Below are 18,555 nucleotides of genomic sequence, written 5' to 3' on the forward strand. Positions count from 1 at the left end.
GCTATTTCACGCTAAAGTGATAGCTGCCTTTGGTTTTGTGGCCGTCGACGGAAACCACATGCCAGTCCACCCGGTAGGTTCCGGTCGCCAGCGTTTGCGCCAGCGGAACGATCAGTTGAGCCTTGTTCTTTTCGTCTCGCGTTACGGCTGCCGTTTTGACGACCTGCTTGTGCGCATCCGTCACCACCACACCGCTAAATCCCGGTTCGATACCTTCCGAAAAATTCAGCGTCAGTGACTGCGGAGCGCTCACCACGCTGTCTGCTGCGGGGCTCTGCTGTTTAAGATGCGCATGCGCCAGCACAGCGGGCGAGATAATGACTGATGCCAGAAAAACCAGCGCGCATACCGTGCGTGAAGTGGATAACCCCATCGCGATCATTCCTTTTTGTTATGTCTGTATGATAAAGAATAACGCTGTATAATAGACGAGTCGAGGATCATCCCACCTCCGCTTGTCATCGTCGCGCAATCGCGGTAACGTTGCCGCCGCATAAACAGGAGAAGGAAATGAAAATCAATCTGGCCGCCCTTCCTCAGGACGAGATGGATAAAGTGAATGTCGATCTCGCAGCCGCTGGCGTTGCGTTCAAAGAGCGTTACAACATGCCCATCGTGGCTGAAGTTGTGGAACGGGAACAACCCGCCCATTTGCGCGACTGGTTCCGGGAAAGATTAATTGCTCACCGTCTCGCTTCGGTCAACCTCTCTCGTCTGCCGTACGAGCCTAAAGTTAAATAAGCTTAACGAGTCGTTACACTTCCTTACGCGAAATCTGGCAGGATAAGAAAACCCTGATTAAATTAGGTGTATTCTTAAATCCCTGCGACTCAGTGTATAAGGAAGTCACGATGTCACAATGGAATATAGCGGCAGCCCAGTATGGCGGGCAGTATCACAGTGTTGATGAGCACGTTACCCATCACCTACGCTTCATTGCCGAAGCGGCACAGCAGCAGTGCGATCTGCTGGTCTTCCCGGAACTCTCCTTAACCGGCTCAGGCACAACGACGTTACCTCCCCCACCGTGCGACGCGCAGCTGGAACCCTTGCTTGATGCGGCACATTTTTACCAGATTAGCGTTATTGCCGGGCTTCCCCTTGAGCGGAATGGCCAGCGTCAGAAAGGTCTCGTGCTCTTTACGCCCTCTCGGCCGAGCATCGTGCGCTATCCGCAAGGCGGCGGTGCGAGCCTGGTTCCGGGGGATAAACAGCTCACCATCATTGATGCGCAGGGCGATTCCCCCAATCTCGATCCGCAGGCAACGCTGTTCACCAGCAGCCAGTCGGTAAGGGACAACCGCTGGCGGCAGTCCATCAGCACCCTGCAACGCTTTGCACACAAATATGCCATTGCGGTATTAATGGCGAACGCCAGCACCGGCAGCGCATTATGGGATGAAAAAGGCCAGTTGATCGTGCGGGCGGATAAAGGCGAGCTGCTGTTGACCGGCACGCTTAACCGACAGGGTTGGCAAGGCGATATCATTCCTTTAGGCTAAGCGTTTTAAGCTCAGGAGATTTTCATGCTGCGCGTCATTGATACCGAAACTTGCGATCTTCAGGGCGGAATTGTGGAGGTGGCCTCGGTCGACGTCGTTGACGGAAAAATAGTCAACCCGATGAGCCATCTGGTGCGGCCCGATCGCCCTATTAGCCCGCAGGCCATGGCTATCCATCGCATCACTGAATCAATGGTGGCGGATAAACCCTGGATAGAAGACATTATCCCGCACTACTATGGCAGCCCGTGGTATGTCGCCCACAACGCCAGCTTCGACCGTCGGGTTCTCCCCGACATGCCCGGGGAGTGGATTTGCACCATGAAGCTGGCGCGTCGCCTGTGGCCGGGGATCAAATACAGCAATATGGCGCTGTATAAATCCCGCAAGCTCAGCGTCAGAACGCCTGAAGGGCTTCACCATCACCGCGCCCTGTATGACTGCTATATCACCGCTGCGCTGCTGATCGATATTATGAATACTTCCGGCTGGACACCGGATGATATGGCGACGATTACCGGTCGTCCTGCACTGCTGACGACGTTCACCTTCGGAAAATACCGCGGGAGAGCAGTATCGGATATTGCGGATAAAGATCCGGGCTATCTGCGCTGGCTGTATAACAACCTCGACAAGATGAGCCCGGAGCTACGCTTAACCCTGAAGCATTATCTGGGTGAAGCTTAACGTTCAGCCTGGCCTGGAAGCGTATCCTGCGCCAGGCCGATCAAAAAGGCGTATTCCAGCGCCACCCCTTCATAAGATTTAAACCGCCCCGACTTCCCTCCGTGCCCGGAGTCCATATCGGTACAGAGCAGCAGCAGGTTGTCGTCGGTTTTCAGTTCCCGCAGCTTCGCCACCCATTTCGCCGGTTCCCAGTACTGCACCTGTGAATCGTGCAAACCGGTGGTCACCAGCATGTGCGGGTAGGCTTTCGCTTCCACGTTATCGTACGGGCTGTACGCTTTCATATAGCGATAATAGGTTTCATCCTGTGGATTCCCCCACTCTTCAAACTCCCCGGTCGTGAGCGGGATAGATTCGTCGAGCATGGTGGTGACCACATCGACAAACGGTACCTGCGCAACGATGCCCTTAAAACGCTCGGGACGCTGATTGATCACAGCGCCCATCAGCATGCCGCCCGCGCTGCCGCCCATGCCAAAGCAGAGCTGCGGTGAGCCATAGCCTTGTTCAATTAAGGCGTCGCAAACGTCGAGGTAATCATTGAACGTGTTTTGCTTTTTCAGGAATTTCCCGTCTTCATACCAGTGCTGGCCCAGCTCACCGCCGCCGCGAATATGAGCGATGGCAAAAACAAAGCCGCGGTCGAGCAGACTTAATCTGCTGCTGCTGAAGTCGGCATCCATGCTGGAACCATAGGAGCCGTAGCCGTAAACCAGGATAGGGTTTTTACCTTTCTGAAAATGCGCCTTGTGATACACGAGCGAAACCGGCACCTCGACACCATCGCGCGCGGTAACCCACAGGTGTTCGCTACGATAATTGTCGGATTCAAATCCCTTCACTTCTGTTTGCTTCAACACCTGGCGCTGGCCGGTATCCATATCCAGTTCGAACAGCGTATCCGGCGTGGTCATCGACGAGTAGCCATAGCGCAGCCGGGACGATTCAGGCTCAGGATTAAAACCAATCCAGGTGACGTAGGCCGGGTCGTCAAACGCGATCCCTATCACCTCGCGCGTTTTGCGGTTGATTTGCCGGATACTGGTCAACCCCCGCTGACGCTCTTCCACCACCAGCCAGTCGGTAAACAGCGTGAACCCTTCGAGCATCACCTGTTCCCGCGCGGGAATAAGCACCTCCCACTTGCGCTCGTCGCGCACCTTGGTCTTATACAGGCCAAAGTTTTTTCCCTCGCGGTTTGAGCGCAGATAAAAGCTGTGCTGGAAGTGATCCAGACTGTACTCATGGTCTTTTCGGCGCGGCAGAAAGCAGAGCGGCTGGGCATCAGGCAGTTCGGCATCCAGCAGTAGCACTTCTGAGGTGGTAGCGCTGGCAAGGAAAATAATCACATAGTGGCGTGAGGACGTTTTATGCAGGCTGACATAAAACGTTTCGTCTTTCTCTTCATAGACCAGTTCGTCATCGGCGGAGTCCGTGCCTACAATGTGGCGCCACACCTGATAAGGCAGCAGCGTGGCGGCGTGCTTTTTAACGTAATAGACCGTCTCGGAATCGTTCGCCCAGACAAAATCCGGGGAGACGTTTTCCAGCATTTCCGGATACCAGTTACCGGTTTCCAGATTGCGGAATCGCAGGCCATACTGACGACGGGAGAGATAATCCTCCGCCAGCGCCATAATGGTGTTATCCGGGGAGATGGACATACCGCCCAGCGTATAAAACTCGCTGTGGGCGGCACGCTGGTTGGCATCCAGCAGAATATCCCATTCATCCCACTCGGCGCTTAATACCGACTGTCGCTGATAGATGGGATATTCACTGCCGGGCTCGTAGATATGCCGATAACGATAGCCGTTTTTGGTCCAGGGCGCGGAGATATCGCGCTGAGGAATGCGCTGCACCATTTCGTTCAGCAGCTGGTCCTGAAGCGCCTGCTGGCTGGACATGACCTTGCGACCGTAATCGTTTTCTTCATGCAGGTAGTCGAGTACCTCTGGGCGGGAACGTGAATCGTCCCGTAGCCAGTAATAGTTATCTATACGCGTATCGCCATGGGTGGTAATCGCATACGGAGTACGTCGGGCTTTCGGTGGCATGACATCATTCTTTTAAGTTTTACACCCTATAAGGTTGGCAAAACCCGCGCATGATGCAAGCGAAACATGGCTACATCAGCGATAGCTAGCCCTGTAGCGTCTGTTTTTGCTCCCGGATATCCTGCTCGATCCCCTCGCGAACATCCTGAGGAATTTTCAACGCATCGCCCAGGGCGTTGAGATAGCTGCGTTCCATAAAGTGGTCAATATCAATGGCGGCACAGCTCAGGAAATAGAGTTCCAGCGCCTCTTCCTCATTCTGCACGCTTTGCGCCAGACGCTGCGGATCGAGCGGCTGCTCAATGGCCTGCGCCACCAGCGTTCTGCCCTGCTCTTCCACGCCGGCTTCTCGCATCTGCTGCTCGATAGCCGCTCGTTCTTTATCATCAATATGCCCGTCGCTTTTTGCGGCAAACACCAGCGCAAGAATGAGCCGCTCCGTACGCAGATCCAGCGGCGAAGTCTCCTCCCCAAAGTGGGATTCATCCTGGTGCGCCGCGCGTACCCTGTCCTTGTACTTATTCCACAGCACGGTACCGGCGATAGCGCCGCCACCGGCCAGCAACGCGCCGGTACCGTACTTTGCCAGCAGCTTACGTGAGGATTTATTGGCGACCAGCAGCCCTGCCAGCCCTCCGAGCGCCCCCGGTACCAGCAGTTTGCTTAGCCCCTGGTCGCCGGAACCTGATGTTTTCTGCCCTAACATGGATTGCAGTTGATTTAACCAGCCTGACATGGTTTCCCTCACTTAACGGTTAACATTTCCACAGCGTAAGCGAGCAGGCGTCAGGAAATGTCCGTCGAGGCTAAAGAAGCGCAAATTTCTCGTCGGCCTTTTTGCCCTGCGCAAGACAGACGCAAACGTTTTCGTTTATACTGCGCGCATCTTTTTCAGGGGGAATGTTATGACTCGTTTAGGAACCGCGCTGCGACCTGCGGCGACGCGTGTGATGCTGTTAGGATCGGGCGAGCTGGGGAAAGAAGTCGCCATTGAGTGCCAGCGTTTAGGGGTAGAAGTGATTGCCGTAGACCGCTACGCCGACGCGCCCGCCATGCATGTTGCCCATCGTTCTTATGTGATTAACATGCTGGACGGAGAGGCTCTGCGGACACTCATCACGCAGGAGAAACCGGATTTTGTGGTGCCGGAGATTGAAGCTATCGCGACCGATACGCTGATCGCGCTTGAGCAGGAAGGTCAGCGCGTGGTGCCTTGCGCCAACGCAGCGAAACTGACCATGAACCGCGAAGGCATTCGCCGCCTGGCGGCAGAGGAGCTGGGGCTGCCCACTTCAAGCTACCGTTTTGCGGGCGATAAAACCGCATTCCTGCAGGCCGTCGATGAGATGGGTTACCCGTGCATCATTAAGCCGGTGATGAGCTCATCCGGAAAAGGACAGAGTTTTATCCGCGACAGCAGCACGCTGGACAAAGCCTGGGATTATGCGCAACAGGGTGGCCGTGCCGGAGCTGGCCGCGTGATTGTCGAGGGGGTGGTGAAGTTTGATTTCGAAATCACCCTGCTTACCGTCAGCGCCGTGGATGGCGTCCATTTCTGCGATCCGATCGGTCACCGCCAGGAGGATGGCGATTACCGCGAATCCTGGCAGCCACAGCAGATGAGCGCCCTGGCGCTGGAACGTGCCCAGGATATCGCCCGTAAAACCGTTCTGGCGTTAGGTGGTTACGGTCTGTTCGGCGTGGAGCTGTTTGTCTGCGGCGACGAGGTGATTTTCAGCGAAGTCTCCCCTCGCCCGCATGACACCGGGATGGTGACGTTGATATCGCAGGATCTCTCCGAGTTCGCCCTGCATGTTCGCGCCTTCCTTGGCCTGCCGGTTGGCGGTATTCGTCAGTACGGCCCGGCGGCCTCGGCGGTGATCCTGCCGCAGCTGACCAGTCAGAACGTGACGTTTGATAACGTCGAGGGCGCAACGGGCGCCGGGTTACAGGTACGTTTGTTCGGTAAGCCGGAGATCGACGGCACCCGTCGTCTGGGCGTGGCGTTAGCAACCGGGAATAACGTCGACGAGGCCATCGCACGCGCTAAAGCGGCGGCAGCGAACGTTAAGGTAGCAGGATAAAAAAAACGGGCCGAAAGGCCCGTTTTTCATACGATAAAAAACTTATTGCTTCGCGCCTTCAACCGCTTCGCGAGCCAGTTTCGTGATGCGATCCCAGTCGCCCGCTTCCAGCGCATCCGCTGGCACCAGCCATGAACCCCCGATGCACAGCACGCTTTTCAGCGCCAGGTAGTCACGGTAGTTCGCCGGAGAGATACCGCCCGTCGGGCAGAAACGCACCTGAGAGAATGGACCTGCAATCGCCTGTAGCGCTTTGGTGCCGCCGTTGGCTTCTGCCGGGAAGAATTTGAACTCTTTCAGGCCGTAGTCCATGCCCAGCATCAGTTCAGACACGGTGCTGATACCCGGGATCAAAGGAATAGTGCCTTCGGTCGCTGCTTTCAGCAGCGGCTCGGTCAGGCCAGGGCTGATAGCGAACTGAGCTCCGGCCTCCGTGACTTCTGCCAGCTGTTGCGCGTTGAGAACAGTGCCCGCACCGATGATGGCGTCCGGCACTTCTTTGGCGATAGCGCGAATCGCATCCATCGCGCAGGCGGTACGCAGGGTCACTTCCAGAACACGAACGCCACCCGCAACCAGCGCTTTCGCCATTGGCACAGCGTGCTCCAGCTTGTTTACCACGATAACCGGCACGACAGGGCCAGTGGTCAGGATTGCTTCTGCACTTGTTTTCCAGTTTTTCATCAGAGTTTTCTCTCGCCAGATCGTTAAAATCAAGTCGTCTTAAAACGTAATACAGGTCGCGCCCTGCTCTGCACCGGAGAGTTTCTCACGCAGCGCGCTGAACATTTCGCGTCCGGTCCCCACGCGCGATGCGCTCAGGTCAGGAATATGTGGCTGACGTGCCGCCAGCTCTGCCTCATCCACCAGCAGGGTTAACTCACCTGTCTGACCGTTCACGCGGATCATGTCACCGTCGCGCACTTTCGCCAGCAAACCGCCGTCATAAGCTTCCGGCGTGACGTGGATAGCTGAAGGCACTTTGCCGGATGCACCGGAGAGGCGTCCATCGGTCACTAACGCAATTTTGAAACGGCGGTCCAATAATACACCAAGTGGTGGCATAAGTTTATGTAATTCTGGCATGCCGTTCGCTTTTGGCCCCTGATGACGCACTACCACCACACAGTCTTTATCAAGCAGACCCGCGTCAAAAGCGGGTAATACGTCGTGCTGGCTTTCGAACACCACAGCCGGCGCTTCAATAACCTGGTTCTCTTCCGGTACAGCAGACGTTTTCATCACCGCACGACCGAGGTTGCCGCTCAGCACTTTGGTGCCACCATGAGGAGAGAACGGTTTGTCGATGGTGGCAATCACCTGCGCATCGAGAGATGCGGTCGCCCCGTCGCGCCAGGCCAGCTCGCCATTGTTCAGCCACGGCTCCTGGGTATAGCGCTGCAGGCCAAAGCCTGCCACGGTGTTGACGTCTTCATGCAGCAAACCGCCTTTCAGCAGCTCGCGCATCAGCAGCGGTACGCCACCCGCAGCCTGGAAGTGGTTGATGTCCGCCGGACCGTTCGGGTAAAGACGTGCCATCAGCGGCACCACGGAAGAGATCTCAGAGAAATCATCCCAGTTGATCAGAATGCCCGCCGCGCGCGCCATGGCCACCAGGTGCATGGTGTGGTTGGTCGAACCGCCGGTGGCCAGCAGAGCCACAATACCGTTGACGATCACTTTTTCGTCGACCATTTTGCCCATCGGCATCCATTCATTGCCGTTTCCGGTCAGACGCGTCACCTGACGGGCAGCGGCCTCAGTCAAGGCCTGACGCAGTGGTGCATCCGGCTGGATAAAGGACGAGCCCGGCAGCTGCATGCCCATAAATTCCACCACCATCTGGTTGGTGTTGGCCGTGCCGTAGAATGTACAGGTACCCGGCGCATGGTAGGACGCGGCTTCCGCCTCCAGCAGCGCCTGACGGTCTGCTTTTCCTTCCGCATACAGCTGGCGAATACGCACTTTTTCTTTATTCGGCAGGCCGCTTGCCATCGGGCCAGACGGCACAAAGATCGCGGGCAGATGGCCAAACGACAGCGCAGCCATCACCAGTCCCGGAACGATCTTGTCGCACACGCCCAGGTACAGTGCGCCATCAAACATGTTGTGTGACAGGCCTACTGCAGCAGACATCGCAATCACTTCGCGGCTGAGCAGCGACAGCTCCATACCATCCTGCCCCTGGGTCACACCGTCGCACATTGCCGGCACGCCACCCGCGACCTGACCTACCGCATTCACGCTGTGCAGCGCGTTACGAATGATATTGGGATAGACCTCATACGGCTGGTGGGCGGAGAGCATGTCGTTATAGGAGGTAATAATGGCGATATTGTTACGCAACATGCTTTTCAGGGAGGCTTTATCATCGGGCTGGCAGGCCGCGAAGCCGTGCGCCAGGTTACCACAGGCCAGCTGAGAGCGATGGACGGTATTGCTCTTTGCCTGTTCAATCCGGGCGAGGTAGGCCGAACGGGTCTCCTTCGAGCGCTCAATAATGCGTTGTGTTACGCGTAACAATGTCGGATTCATAAAAGCTCCTCTAATATATCTGTCCGGGCTCAGGAGTTTACAACGTCGCTGGCAGTTGTTAACACCGCTGAAACGCTTGCCGTCCGGAGCTCTGGGGCAAAATCACTTCCGGCAGTGTAATAAAAAAAGCGCCGCGGGGAAATCCACGCGGCGCTTAAAAGAATAAAAATTGTGCCACTAGCTGTGTTAGATCATGTTACCGGTAAAATAACACTTTCGGGCTAGTGGATTATCCTACTCAAACTCGTTCCAGGAGCGGCCATCACGGGTGATCATGGCCACCGATGCAACCGGCCCCCAGGTGCCCGCCTGATACGGTTTTGGCGCATCCTGATCGGCTGCCCAGGCTTCGGTAATGGAATCGACCCATTTCCACGCCTCTTCCACTTCATCGCGACGCACGAACAGCGCCTGGATACCACGCATGGTTTCCAGCAGCAGACGCTCATAAGCATCCGCGAGGTGCGTCTGGTTGAAGGTTTCGGAGTAGCTCAGATCCAGTTTGGTGGTCTGCAGGTTATGCTTGTGATCCAGGCCCGGCACTTTGTTGAGGATCTGGATATCAACCCCTTCGTCCGGCTGCAAACGAATGGTCAGTTTGTTCTGCGGCAGCTCCTGCCAGGACTCTTTGAACAGGTTCAGTTCCGGGTTTTTGAAGTAGACGACGACTTCGGAACATTTGGTTGGCAGACGTTTACCGGTACGCAGGTAGAACGGCACGCCCGCCCAGCGCCAGTCATCGATATCCACGCGGATCGCCACAAAAGTCTCGGTGTTGCTGGATTTGTTCGCGCCCTCTTCTTCCAGGTAGCCCGGCACTTTTTTGCCTTGCGCAAACCCGGCAGTGTACTGGCCGCGAACGGTCTTCTCGCGCACGTTGGAGCGGTCGATGCGGCGCAGCGACTTGAGCACTTTGACTTTGGCGTCGCGAATGCTGTCTGCCGTCAGGTCAGACGGCGGTGACATGGCGATCATGCACAGAATTTGCAGGAGGTGGTTCTGGATCATGTCGCGCATCTGGCCTGCCTGGTCAAAGTAACCCCAGCGGCCTTCGATACCTACCTCTTCCGCCACGGTGATTTCCACGTGGTCGATAGTGCGGTTGTCCCAGTTATTCACAAACAGGGAGTTAGCAAAACGCAGCGCCAGCAGGTTCAGTACCGTCTCTTTACCGAGATAGTGGTCGATACGGTAAACCTGGCACTCTTCGAAGAACTCGCCCACCTGGTCGTTGATTTCACGCGAGGTTGCCAGAGAGGTACCCAGCGGCTTCTCCATCACCACGCGCGCCGGTTTGGCGTTCAGTTTGGCTTCGCCGAGACCTTTGCAGATGGCGCCGAACGTGCTTGGCGGCATGGCGAAATAGTTAATGGTGACACGGTTTTTCTGATCCAGCATGGCGCCCAGGCGGTTAAACGCGCTGACGTCATTGACGTCCAGGTTGCAGAAATCAAGACGACCGCTCAGGGTATCCCACAAACTTTCATCAATTTTTTCCTTCATGAAAGTTTCGAGCGCCTCGCGGACGACTTTGGTATAAGCGTCCTTATCCCAGTCGGCGCGCCCTACCCCCAGGATACGGGTATCCGGATGAATTTGGCCCGCTTTCTCCAGTTGATACAGGGAAGGCAGCAATTTTCGGCGTGCAAGATCGCCTTTCGCGCCGAAAATGACCAGGTCACATGCCTGGGCTGTTTGCGTTACCGCCATGTCATTCTCCTCAGTTGGATCACCTGGTACTTCTGCCAGGTATCGTTGTAATTTTATTACAATGCACTGTACTGCTTTTACGTCATTCCCGAAACCATTAGCACTTATCGTCTCGTGCGATACGGCAATTTTTCGCCTTGCAGCCGATTACGGGGGCATTATGACGCAACAAGCGTCGATAATTTGCGCAACAGGGTCATAGCAAAACCCGACATCGATCAAGTAATGAAAAAAAACAACAACATTATCTTGTCGACTGTTACCCTTTATGGAAGCCACAGGGGTAATATCGGCTAATCGAATGAAGATTTCATCCATTTATGAAATCGTTTCCACCCCCACGAGCGCCCTGTTAACAATGAATATGCTTGAAAAAATCCAGTATCAACTGGAACACCTTAGCAAATCCGAGCGAAAAGTGGCTGAAGTCATTCTTGCCTCTCCCGCTCAGGCGATTCATTCAAGCATCGCCGCGCTGGCTCAGGAAGCAGGCGTCAGCGAACCGACGGTTAACCGCTTCTGCCGTAGCCTGGAAACGCGCGGCTTTCCTGATTTTAAACTGCATCTGGCACAAAGTCTGGCAAACGGCACCCCTTATGTTAATCGTAATGTGGATGAAGACGACAGCGTAGATGCCTACACGGCGAAAATTTTTGAGTCAGCTATGGCCACGCTTGACCACGTTCGTCAGTCTCTGGATATGAGTTCGGTGAACCGTGCGGTGGATTTACTTACCCAGGCCAAGCGGATCGCGTTCTTCGGACTTGGGTCGTCGGCCGCCGTGGCGCACGATGCCATGAATAAATTCTTCCGCTTCAACGTGCCGGTGATTTATTCCGATGACATTGTGCTGCAACGCATGAGCTGTATGAATTGCAGTGAAGATGACGTCGTGGTACTCATTTCGCATACTGGCCGCACCAAAAGTCAGGTGGAACTGGCGCAGCTGGCCCGTGAAAACGATGCCATGGTGATCGCCCTCACCACCGCCGGTACGCCGCTGGCACGAGAGGCGACGCTCGCCATTACGCTGGACGTCCCGGAGGATACCGATATGTATATGCCTATGGTTTCCCGTCTGGCACAGCTCACGGTTATAGACGTGCTGGCGACCGGTTTTACCTTGCGCCGGGGCGCAAAATTCAGAGATAACTTGAAGCGAGTCAAGGAAGCGCTGAAGGAATCGCGTTTTGATAAAGAATTGCTCATAAAGAGCGATGTTTCCTTAAAGTAGATAACGAAGACGTAACCAATAATTACGATGTAATGATTTACGGCATTCGGTCCTCTCTTTGCTGCCTTGCGGCAGATGAAGGCCGATTCAATGTTCACGCAACACCAAAGTTGTTTCAGTCAACGGAGTATTACATGTCCAGAAGGCTTCGCAGAACCAAGATCGTTACCACCTTAGGCCCGGCCACCGACCGCGATAATAACCTTGAAAAGATTATCGCCGCGGGTGCCAACGTGGTGCGCATGAACTTCTCTCACGGTACGCCAGAAGACCATAAATTACGTGCCGACAAAGTGCGTGAGATCGCCGCTAAACTGGGCCGCCATGTCGCTATCCTCGGCGATCTGCAGGGTCCTAAAATTCGTGTCTCCACCTTCAAAGAAGGTAAAGTTTTCCTCAATATCGGCGATAAATTCCTGCTGGATGCCAACCTGGGCAAAGGCGAAGGCGATAAAGAAAAAGTCGGGATTGACTATAAAGGCCTGCCAGCTGACGTGGTGCCTGGCGATATCCTGCTGCTCGACGACGGACGCGTACAGCTGAAGGTGCTCGAAGTTCAGGGAATGAAAGTGTTCACCGAAGTCACCGTCGGCGGCCCGCTCTCCAACAATAAAGGTATCAACAAACTGGGCGGCGGCCTCTCTGCGGAAGCGCTGACCGATAAAGACAAAGCGGACATCGTTACTGCGGCTCTGATCGGCGTTGACTACCTGGCAGTCTCCTTCCCACGCTGTGGCGAAGATCTGAACTATGCACGCCGTCTGGCCCGTGATGCAGGCTGTGATGCCAAAATTGTTGCCAAGGTTGAACGCGCGGAAGCCGTTTGCGATCAGGACGCCATGGACGATGTGATCCTGGCTTCTGACGTGGTGATGGTGGCCCGCGGCGATCTGGGTGTGGAAATTGGCGATCCTGAGCTGGTCGGTATCCAGAAAGCGCTGATTCGTCGCGCACGTCAGCTGAACCGCGCGGTGATCACCGCGACCCAGATGATGGAATCCATGATCACCAACCCAATGCCAACCCGTGCAGAAGTGATGGACGTCGCTAACGCCGTGCTGGATGGTACCGATGCGGTAATGCTGTCTGCGGAAACCGCTGCGGGCCAATATCCTGCTGAAACCGTGGCCGCGATGGCGCGTGTCTGCCTGGGCGCAGAGAAGATCCCAAGCATCAACGTCTCTAAACACCGTCTGGACGTGCAGTTCGACAACGTGGAAGAAGCGATTGCGATGTCTGCCATGTACGCGGCAAACCATCTGAAAGGGGTTACCGCGATCATCACCATGACCGAATCAGGCCGTACCGCGCTGATGACTTCCCGTATCAGCTCCGGTCTGCCGATCTTCGCCATGTCCCGTCATGAACGTACGCTGAACCTGACGGCGCTGTACCGCGGTGTGACGCCGGTGCACTTCGACAGCACCAATGACGGCGTGGCAGCCGCGCACGATGCCGTCAATCTGCTGCGCGACAAAGGTTACCTGGTGTCCGGTGATATCGTTATCGTGACGCAGGGTGATGTGATGAGCACCATTGGCTCAACCAACACCACCCGCGTTATGACCGTCGAGTAACAACGTCTGTGTTAAAAAGCCCTCTCCAGATGGAGAGGGCTTTTTTTATTTCCTCGGATAAAGCTCTTTACGCTTATAGGGCTCCGTTTCACCCGGCTTTCGCGTTTTAAGCAGCTTCAATATCCACGTGTACTGTTCGGTATGCGGCCCCACCAGGATTTCCACCTCTTCGTTCATGCGACGCGCAATGGTGCGATCGTCAGCGGTCAGCAAGTCATCCATCGGCGGGCGGACTTCAATGCTCAGACGGTGCGTTTTACCATCATAAACCGGGAAGAGTGGGATCACGCGGGCGCGACACACCTTCATCAGGCGGCCAATCGCGGGAAGTGTGGCTTTGTAGGTCGCAAAGAAGTCGACAAACTCACTGTGCTCCGGTCCGTGGTCCTGATCCGGCAGATAGTAGCCCCAGTATCCCTGACGTACGGACTGAATAAACGGCTTGATACCATCGTTACGCGCATGCAAACGACCGCCAAAACGACGACGTACGGTATTCCAGACAAAGTCGTAGATTTTGTTGCCCTGGTTATGGAACATGGCCGCCATCTTCTGACCCTGAGAAGCCATCAGCATCGCCGGAATGTCGACACCCCAACCGTGAGGAACGAGGAAAATCACCTTCTCGTCATTGCGACGCATTTCGTCAATGATTTCCAGCCCTTTCCAGTCAACACGGTCAACGATTTTTTCCGGCCCTTTCAGCGCCAGCTCTGCCATCATTGCCATTGCCTGCGGCGCGGTGGTATACATCGCATCGATGATAGCCTCGCGCTCGGCATCGCTTTTTTCGGGAAAACAGTAATAGAGGTTGATCTGCGCACGGCGACGCGCGCTTTTGCCTAAACGCCCGGCCAGACGGCCAATTTTCCCCAGCAGGGGATCGCGCAGCGCAGCAGGCAGCATAGCGATGCCTGCAAAGGTGTAGACCCCGAGCCAGGCGCCCCAGTTGCGCGGATGGCGAAAGGATTTTTCAAACTCAGGAATGTATTCAATATTGTTTTTTTTTGTTTCCATGCTGGTTCCAGGGTCTGGTGACGCAAAATTTTATTGATAGTGTAGCGAGGCAGTCGTCCACGCACAAAAGAAAAAGCCGGCGCATACTGACACCGGCTTTTTTCACAAAAACAGAAGGCTTAGTTTAAGCTCAGCTGCGGTATCACCTCTTTCACCTGCGCCAGGTAATCAGAACGATCTTTACCCGTCAGGCCTTCGGTGCGTGGCAGTTTCGCCGTCAGCGGGTTTACGGCCTGTTGGTTAATCCACACTTCATAGTGCAGGTGCGGGCCGGTCGAGCGTCCGGTGTTGCCGGAGAGCGCGATACGGTCGCCACGTTTCACTTTCTGTCCAGGTTTAACCAGCAGTTTACGCAGGTGCATATAGCGGGTGGTGTAGGTACGACCGTGACGCACCGCGACATAGTAGCCTGCGGCACCGCTACGTTTAGCCACGACCACTTCACCATCACCCACAGCCAGCACCGGCGTGCCCTGCGGCATGGCAAAGTCAACGCCACGGTGTGGTGCGACGCGCCCGGTAACCGGGTTCAGACGACGCGGGTTAAAGTTAGAGGAAACGCGGAACTGTTTAGCCGTCGGGAAGCGCATAAAGCCTTTCGCCAGTCCCGTACCGCTGCGGTCGTAGAACTTACCGTCTTCGGCACGGATGGCATAGTAATCTTTGCCATCAGAGCGCAGACGTACGCCCACCAGTTGGCTCTGCTCACGCTTGCCGTCGAGCATTTCGCGAGACATCAGCACGGAAAACTCATCGCCCTTCTTCAGCTTGCGGAAATCCATCTGCCACTGCATGGCTTTGATCACCGCACTGATTTCAGAGCTGGTGAGACCGGCATCACGGGCGCTGGAAACGAAGCTTCCGCCTACTGTGCCTTTCATCACGCTGTTCACCCAGTCGCCCTTCTGCATTTCACTGGTCATTTTGAAACCGTTTGCAGTGCGATCGTAGGTGCGGGTTTCACGGCGGGACATCTCCCAGGTTAACCGCTGGAGATCGCCATCCGCCGTTAAGGTCCAGGAGAGCTGTTGCCCTATTTTCAGGTTACGCAGGTCTTTATCTGCAGCAGCGAGCTGACTGATATTCCCCATGTCGATACCGTACTGGTTGAGCACGCTGCTCAGCGTGTCACCGGTAGAGACAACATACTCGTGGATCCCGGCCTCGTTCTCGATTTTATCGTCCAGTTCATCCTGGGGAATCGCTTCATCTTCCTGAGCAGCCTGGTCGATAGGCTCACTGGCTTCAGGCAGTAAAGAACGGATCTCGCTCTTTTCAAGCTCGATGGTTTTGATGATAGGGGCAGAACTCGGGTGGTAAACATAGGGCCGCCAGACGGCGACCGCTAAGGTGAGTACTGTAAGCGACCCCAGCATAACGCGGTGGGGTCGAGGCAGATTGTTAAATGCCAGGGCGACAGAGCGGGCTATCTGTTGCACGTATTCACTTCCTCGTTAATCTCCTTTCAGGCAGCTCGCATACTGGTTCGCCAGTTGGCTGAGGAACTGCGAATAGCTCGCTTTGCTCAACTGGATATTCGTTCCTAGCGGGTCAAGGGTCCCCATGCGCACGGATGTCCCCCTGGCCACGGCTTCTACGACCGCTGGCCTGAACTGTGGCTCAGCAAAAACGCATGTCGCTTTTTGCTCAACCAACTGTGTTCTGATTTCATGTAAACGCTGCGCACCAGGTTGAATTTCAGGGTTGACGGTGAAGTGCCCAAGCGGGGTCAAACCATAGTGTTTTTCATAGTAGCCATAGGCGTCATGAAAAACGAAATACCCTTTTCCTTTCAACGGTGCGAGCTCATTACCTACCTGCTTATCGGTTGCGGCTAATTGTGCCTCAAAATCCTTCAGGTTGGCGTCTAGTTTGGCTCGACTTTGCGGCATAAGTTCCACTAATTTGTCGTGGATTGCAACCGCTGAAAGCCGCGCTATCTCTGGGGAAAGCCAGAGATGCATGTTGTACTCACCATGATGGTGATCTCCATCACCTTTTTCACCCTCTGCCGCGTGATGGTCATGTTCATCACCGTCGTCATCCGTGCCTTTCATGAGCAACGGTTTCACGCCGGAAAGCCCGGCAATCGCAACCTGTTTATCGCCGGGAATCTGTTTGGCCGACTTCTGCATAAACGCTTCCATCTCTGGTCCAATCCAGACGACTAAGTCCGCGTTTTGTAAGCGTTTTACATCTGAAGGGCGAAGAGAATAGTCATGCTCAGAGGCCCCGTCAGGCAGCAAAACCTGGGTTTCCGTCACCCCATCGGCAATGGCCGACGCGATGAATCCAAGCGGTTTAAGCGAAGCGACAACCGCCGCGTTAACATCTTGTGCGGTTGTACCCCAAAGGGCAGCGGATAATGCTGCGAAAAGAAGCGTATTTTTATGTAACATAATGCGACTAATCATCGTAGTAAATGCGTGGAATGTGATATTATAACATTCGTTGACTTCTTCAAGCTTAAATTGACATGACGACACTGGTTTCTCTCGATAATATTTCGGTCTCTTTCGGCCAGCGCCGCGTCCTCTCTGACGTGTCGCTGGATCTGAAGCCCGGCAAAATTCTGACGCTGCTTGGTCCTAATGGCGCAGGCAAATCCACGCTGGTACGGGTTGTACTGGGTCTGGTGACGCCCGATGAAGGTGTTATCACCCGCGAGGAAAAATTGCGTATCGGCTATGTGCCTCAGAAATTACACCTGGATGCCACGCTGCCTTTAACGGTGAGTCGCTTTCTGCGCCTGCGCCCCGGCACGCGGAAAGCCGATATTCTCCCGGCGCTGAAACGCGTACAGGCGGGCCACCTTATTGACGCGCCGCTGCAAAAACTTTCCGGGGGTGAGACGCAGCGCGTTTTGCTGGCGCGCGCGCTGTTGAGCAGCCCGCAATTGCTGGTGCTTGATGAGCCTACCCAGGGGGTGGACGTTAACGGTCAGGTCGCGCTTTATGATTTGATCGATCAGCTTCGCCGTGAACTGAATTGCGCCGTGCTGATGGTCTCCCACGATCTCCATCTTGTCATGGCGAAAACGGACGAAGTGCTGTGCCTTAACCATCATATTTGCTGTTCCGGCACGCCTGAAGTGGTCTCGATGCACCCGGAGTTTATCTCCATGTTTGGCCCTCGTGGCGCTGAACAGCTGGGTATTTACCGTCATCATCATAATCACCGCCATGATTTACAGGGACGAATTGTCCTGCGCCGGGGAAATGGACACTCATGATTGAACTGTTACTGCCCGGCTGGCTGGCCGGGATTATGCTTGCCTGCGCCGCGGGTCCACTCGGCTCGTTTGTGGTCTGGCGCAGAATGTCCTATTTCGGTGATACCCTCGCGCACGCCTCTTTGCTGGGCGTGGCTTTTGGTTTACTGCTGGATGTAAATCCCTTCTACGCGGTGATTGTCGTCACCCTGCTGCTGGCAGCCGGGCTGGTCTGGCTGGAGAAACGTCCGCACCTCGCCATTGATACGCTGCTTGGCATTATGGCCCACAGCGCGCTCTCGCTGGGTCTGGTGGTGGTGAGTCTGATGTCGAATATCCGCGTCGACCTGATGGCCTATCTGTTTGGCGATCTGCTTGCCGTGACGCCGGAAGATTTAATTTCCATCGCCTTCGGTGTGGTGGTGGTACTCGGTATTCTGCTCTGGCAGTGGCGTAACCTGCTGGCGATGACCGTCAGCCCGGACCTGGCCTTCGTCGACGGCGTGAAGCTGCAACGGGTTAAGCTACTGCTGATGCTGGTGACGGCATTAACCATCGGCGTGGCGATGAAGTTCGTCGGGGCGCTGATTATTACCTCGCTGCTGATCATCCCTGCCGCCACGGCGCGCCGTTTTGCCCGCACGCCGGAGCAGATGGCCGGTGTGGCCGTGATTATCGGAATGATTGCGGTAACGGGTGGGTTAACCTTCTCGGCGTTCTATGACACGCCTGCTGGGCCGTCAGTAGTGCTGAGTGCGGCGGTGCTGTTTATTTTCAGCATGATGAAAAAACAACCTAATGCCTGAATGAACGATTAGCGCTTCCACAGAGGGTGGCGCTTCGCTTCATGTGCTGTGATCAACGCATGGCGGGACTTAAACCGCTGGAGTGCGCCCATGTTGGGTGCACACGTAAATAAGCCCCGATGAAATTATCGGGGC

Annotated in this window: 17 protein-coding genes; 8 read left to right on the top strand and 9 right to left on the bottom strand. The window is 55.3% G+C overall.

Going from position 1 to position 18,555, the window contains the following annotated elements; translation table 11 throughout:
- Position 1: 1 nt before the first annotated feature.
- A complete protein-coding gene (gene yobA, locus L383_RS14525) occupies positions 2-373 on the bottom strand; it encodes a CopC domain-containing protein YobA (protein WP_023330713.1) in 372 nt (123 codons plus the stop codon).
- A 137-nt stretch (positions 374-510) separates the two neighbouring features.
- Here yobA and L383_RS14520 point away from each other — a divergent pair, with 137 nt between their 5' ends.
- The 3 genes from L383_RS14520 (at position 511) to exoX (ending at position 2,189) form a co-directional block, all read left to right on the top strand.
- Positions 511-741, top strand: a complete 231-nt coding sequence (locus L383_RS14520; RefSeq protein ID WP_013096102.1) for a DNA polymerase III subunit theta — start codon at positions 511-513, stop codon at positions 739-741.
- A gap of 110 nt (positions 742-851) precedes the next feature.
- Positions 852-1,502, top strand: a complete 651-nt coding sequence (locus tag L383_RS14515; protein ID WP_014884302.1) for a carbon-nitrogen hydrolase family protein — start codon at positions 852-854, stop codon at positions 1,500-1,502.
- A gap of 24 nt (positions 1,503-1,526) precedes the next feature.
- Positions 1,527-2,189, top strand: coding sequence for an exodeoxyribonuclease X (exoX, locus tag L383_RS14510; protein WP_014884303.1), 663 nt, complete (start codon positions 1,527-1,529; stop codon positions 2,187-2,189).
- On the opposite strand, the gene ptrB is transcribed toward exoX, so the two are convergent.
- On the bottom strand, positions 2,186-4,246 hold the full coding sequence (gene ptrB, locus L383_RS14505; protein ID WP_023330714.1) for an oligopeptidase B: 2,061 nt from the start codon (positions 4,244-4,246) through the stop codon (positions 2,186-2,188). The genes exoX and ptrB overlap by 4 nt on opposite strands.
- A gap of 85 nt (positions 4,247-4,331) precedes the next feature.
- Positions 4,332-4,982: a tellurite resistance TerB family protein gene (locus L383_RS14500; protein ID WP_023330715.1), complete on the bottom strand. Its 651-nt coding sequence runs from the start codon at positions 4,980-4,982 to the stop codon at positions 4,332-4,334.
- 169 nt (positions 4,983-5,151) lie between these two features.
- Between L383_RS14500 and purT the strand changes: the two genes are divergently transcribed.
- A complete protein-coding gene (gene purT, locus L383_RS14495) occupies positions 5,152-6,330 on the top strand; it encodes a formate-dependent phosphoribosylglycinamide formyltransferase (RefSeq protein WP_023330716.1) in 1,179 nt (392 codons plus the stop codon).
- Between the two features lie 42 nt (positions 6,331-6,372).
- On the opposite strand, the gene kdgA is transcribed toward purT, so the two are convergent.
- The 3 genes from kdgA to zwf all read right to left on the bottom strand — a co-directional run bounded on the left by kdgA (position 6,373) and on the right by zwf (position 10,575).
- On the bottom strand, positions 6,373-7,014 hold the full coding sequence (kdgA, locus tag L383_RS14490) for a bifunctional 4-hydroxy-2-oxoglutarate aldolase/2-dehydro-3-deoxy-phosphogluconate aldolase (protein ID WP_014884307.1): 642 nt from the start codon (positions 7,012-7,014) through the stop codon (positions 6,373-6,375).
- A gap of 39 nt (positions 7,015-7,053) precedes the next feature.
- Positions 7,054-8,865, bottom strand: coding sequence for a phosphogluconate dehydratase (gene edd / locus L383_RS14485; RefSeq protein WP_023330717.1), 1,812 nt, complete (start codon positions 8,863-8,865; stop codon positions 7,054-7,056).
- Positions 8,866-9,099: 234 nt separating this feature from the next.
- The gene (gene zwf / locus L383_RS14480) at positions 9,100-10,575 is read right to left on the bottom strand and encodes a glucose-6-phosphate dehydrogenase (protein WP_014884309.1); all 1,476 of its coding nucleotides are present in this window, start codon (positions 10,573-10,575) and stop codon (positions 9,100-9,102) included.
- 358 nt (positions 10,576-10,933) lie between these two features.
- Between zwf and L383_RS14475 the strand changes: the two genes are divergently transcribed.
- Both L383_RS14475 and pyk read left to right on the top strand, forming a co-directional pair.
- Entirely contained in the window at positions 10,934-11,809 is an 876-nt protein-coding gene (locus L383_RS14475) for a MurR/RpiR family transcriptional regulator (protein WP_032629265.1), read from the top strand.
- Positions 11,810-11,943: 134 nt separating this feature from the next.
- Positions 11,944-13,386, top strand: a complete 1,443-nt coding sequence (pyk, locus tag L383_RS14470) for a pyruvate kinase (protein WP_008500455.1) — start codon at positions 11,944-11,946, stop codon at positions 13,384-13,386.
- A 45-nt stretch (positions 13,387-13,431) separates the two neighbouring features.
- Here the strand turns inward: pyk and lpxM are convergent, their stop codons facing one another.
- The 3 genes from lpxM to znuA all read right to left on the bottom strand — a co-directional run bounded on the left by lpxM (position 13,432) and on the right by znuA (position 16,802).
- Positions 13,432-14,403, bottom strand: coding sequence for a lauroyl-Kdo(2)-lipid IV(A) myristoyltransferase (gene lpxM, locus L383_RS14465; protein WP_023330719.1), 972 nt, complete (start codon positions 14,401-14,403; stop codon positions 13,432-13,434).
- Between the two features lie 119 nt (positions 14,404-14,522).
- Complete coding sequence (mepM, locus tag L383_RS14460; RefSeq protein WP_014884312.1) at positions 14,523-15,842, bottom strand: murein DD-endopeptidase MepM; 1,320 nt, start codon at positions 15,840-15,842, stop codon at positions 14,523-14,525.
- 15 nt (positions 15,843-15,857) lie between these two features.
- Entirely contained in the window at positions 15,858-16,802 is a 945-nt protein-coding gene (gene znuA / locus L383_RS14455) for a zinc ABC transporter substrate-binding protein ZnuA (protein ID WP_032629268.1), read from the bottom strand.
- 77 nt (positions 16,803-16,879) lie between these two features.
- On the opposite strand from znuA, the gene znuC reads away from it, so the two are divergent.
- Positions 16,880-17,635 (top strand): zinc ABC transporter ATP-binding protein ZnuC, encoded by a 756-nt coding sequence (gene znuC / locus L383_RS14450; RefSeq protein ID WP_014884314.1) that lies wholly within the window; start codon positions 16,880-16,882, stop codon positions 17,633-17,635.
- Positions 17,632-18,420 carry a zinc ABC transporter permease subunit ZnuB gene (gene znuB / locus L383_RS14445; protein ID WP_023330721.1) on the top strand — a complete coding sequence of 263 codons (789 nt, stop codon included), beginning with the start codon at positions 17,632-17,634 and terminating at the stop codon, positions 18,418-18,420. The genes znuC and znuB overlap by 4 nt, the downstream gene beginning before the upstream one ends.
- Positions 18,421-18,555 lie beyond the last annotated feature (135 nt).

Source organism: Enterobacter sp. MGH 37, assembly GCF_000534515.1.
Lineage (GTDB): Bacteria > Pseudomonadota > Gammaproteobacteria > Enterobacterales > Enterobacteriaceae > Enterobacter > Enterobacter kobei.

Bases quoted from the DNA above. Each gene is read 5' to 3' on its own strand.
- L383_RS14475 (WP_032629265.1), top strand. From the start codon at position 10,934: ATGAATATGCTTGAAAAAATCCAGTATCAACTGGAACACCTTAGCAAA.
- ptrB (WP_023330714.1), bottom strand. From the start codon at position 4,246: ATGCCACCGAAAGCCCGACGTACTCCGTATGCGATTACCACCCATGGC.
- znuC (WP_014884314.1), top strand. From the start codon at position 16,880: ATGACGACACTGGTTTCTCTCGATAATATTTCGGTCTCTTTCGGCCAG.
- L383_RS14520 (WP_013096102.1), top strand. From the start codon at position 511: ATGAAAATCAATCTGGCCGCCCTTCCTCAGGACGAGATGGATAAAGTG.
- exoX (WP_014884303.1), top strand. From the start codon at position 1,527: ATGCTGCGCGTCATTGATACCGAAACTTGCGATCTTCAGGGCGGAATT.
- lpxM (WP_023330719.1), bottom strand. From the start codon at position 14,403: ATGGAAACAAAAAAAAACAATATTGAATACATTCCTGAGTTTGAAAAA.
- znuB (WP_023330721.1), top strand. From the start codon at position 17,632: ATGATTGAACTGTTACTGCCCGGCTGGCTGGCCGGGATTATGCTTGCC.
- pyk (WP_008500455.1), top strand. From the start codon at position 11,944: ATGTCCAGAAGGCTTCGCAGAACCAAGATCGTTACCACCTTAGGCCCG.
- yobA (WP_023330713.1), bottom strand. From the start codon at position 373: ATGGGGTTATCCACTTCACGCACGGTATGCGCGCTGGTTTTTCTGGCA.
- znuA (WP_032629268.1), bottom strand. From the start codon at position 16,802: ATGTTACATAAAAATACGCTTCTTTTCGCAGCATTATCCGCTGCCCTT.
- purT (WP_023330716.1), top strand. From the start codon at position 5,152: ATGACTCGTTTAGGAACCGCGCTGCGACCTGCGGCGACGCGTGTGATG.
- L383_RS14515 (WP_014884302.1), top strand. From the start codon at position 852: ATGTCACAATGGAATATAGCGGCAGCCCAGTATGGCGGGCAGTATCAC.
- edd (WP_023330717.1), bottom strand. From the start codon at position 8,865: ATGAATCCGACATTGTTACGCGTAACACAACGCATTATTGAGCGCTCG.
- kdgA (WP_014884307.1), bottom strand. From the start codon at position 7,014: ATGAAAAACTGGAAAACAAGTGCAGAAGCAATCCTGACCACTGGCCCT.
- zwf (WP_014884309.1), bottom strand. From the start codon at position 10,575: ATGGCGGTAACGCAAACAGCCCAGGCATGTGACCTGGTCATTTTCGGC.
- L383_RS14500 (WP_023330715.1), bottom strand. From the start codon at position 4,982: ATGTCAGGCTGGTTAAATCAACTGCAATCCATGTTAGGGCAGAAAACA.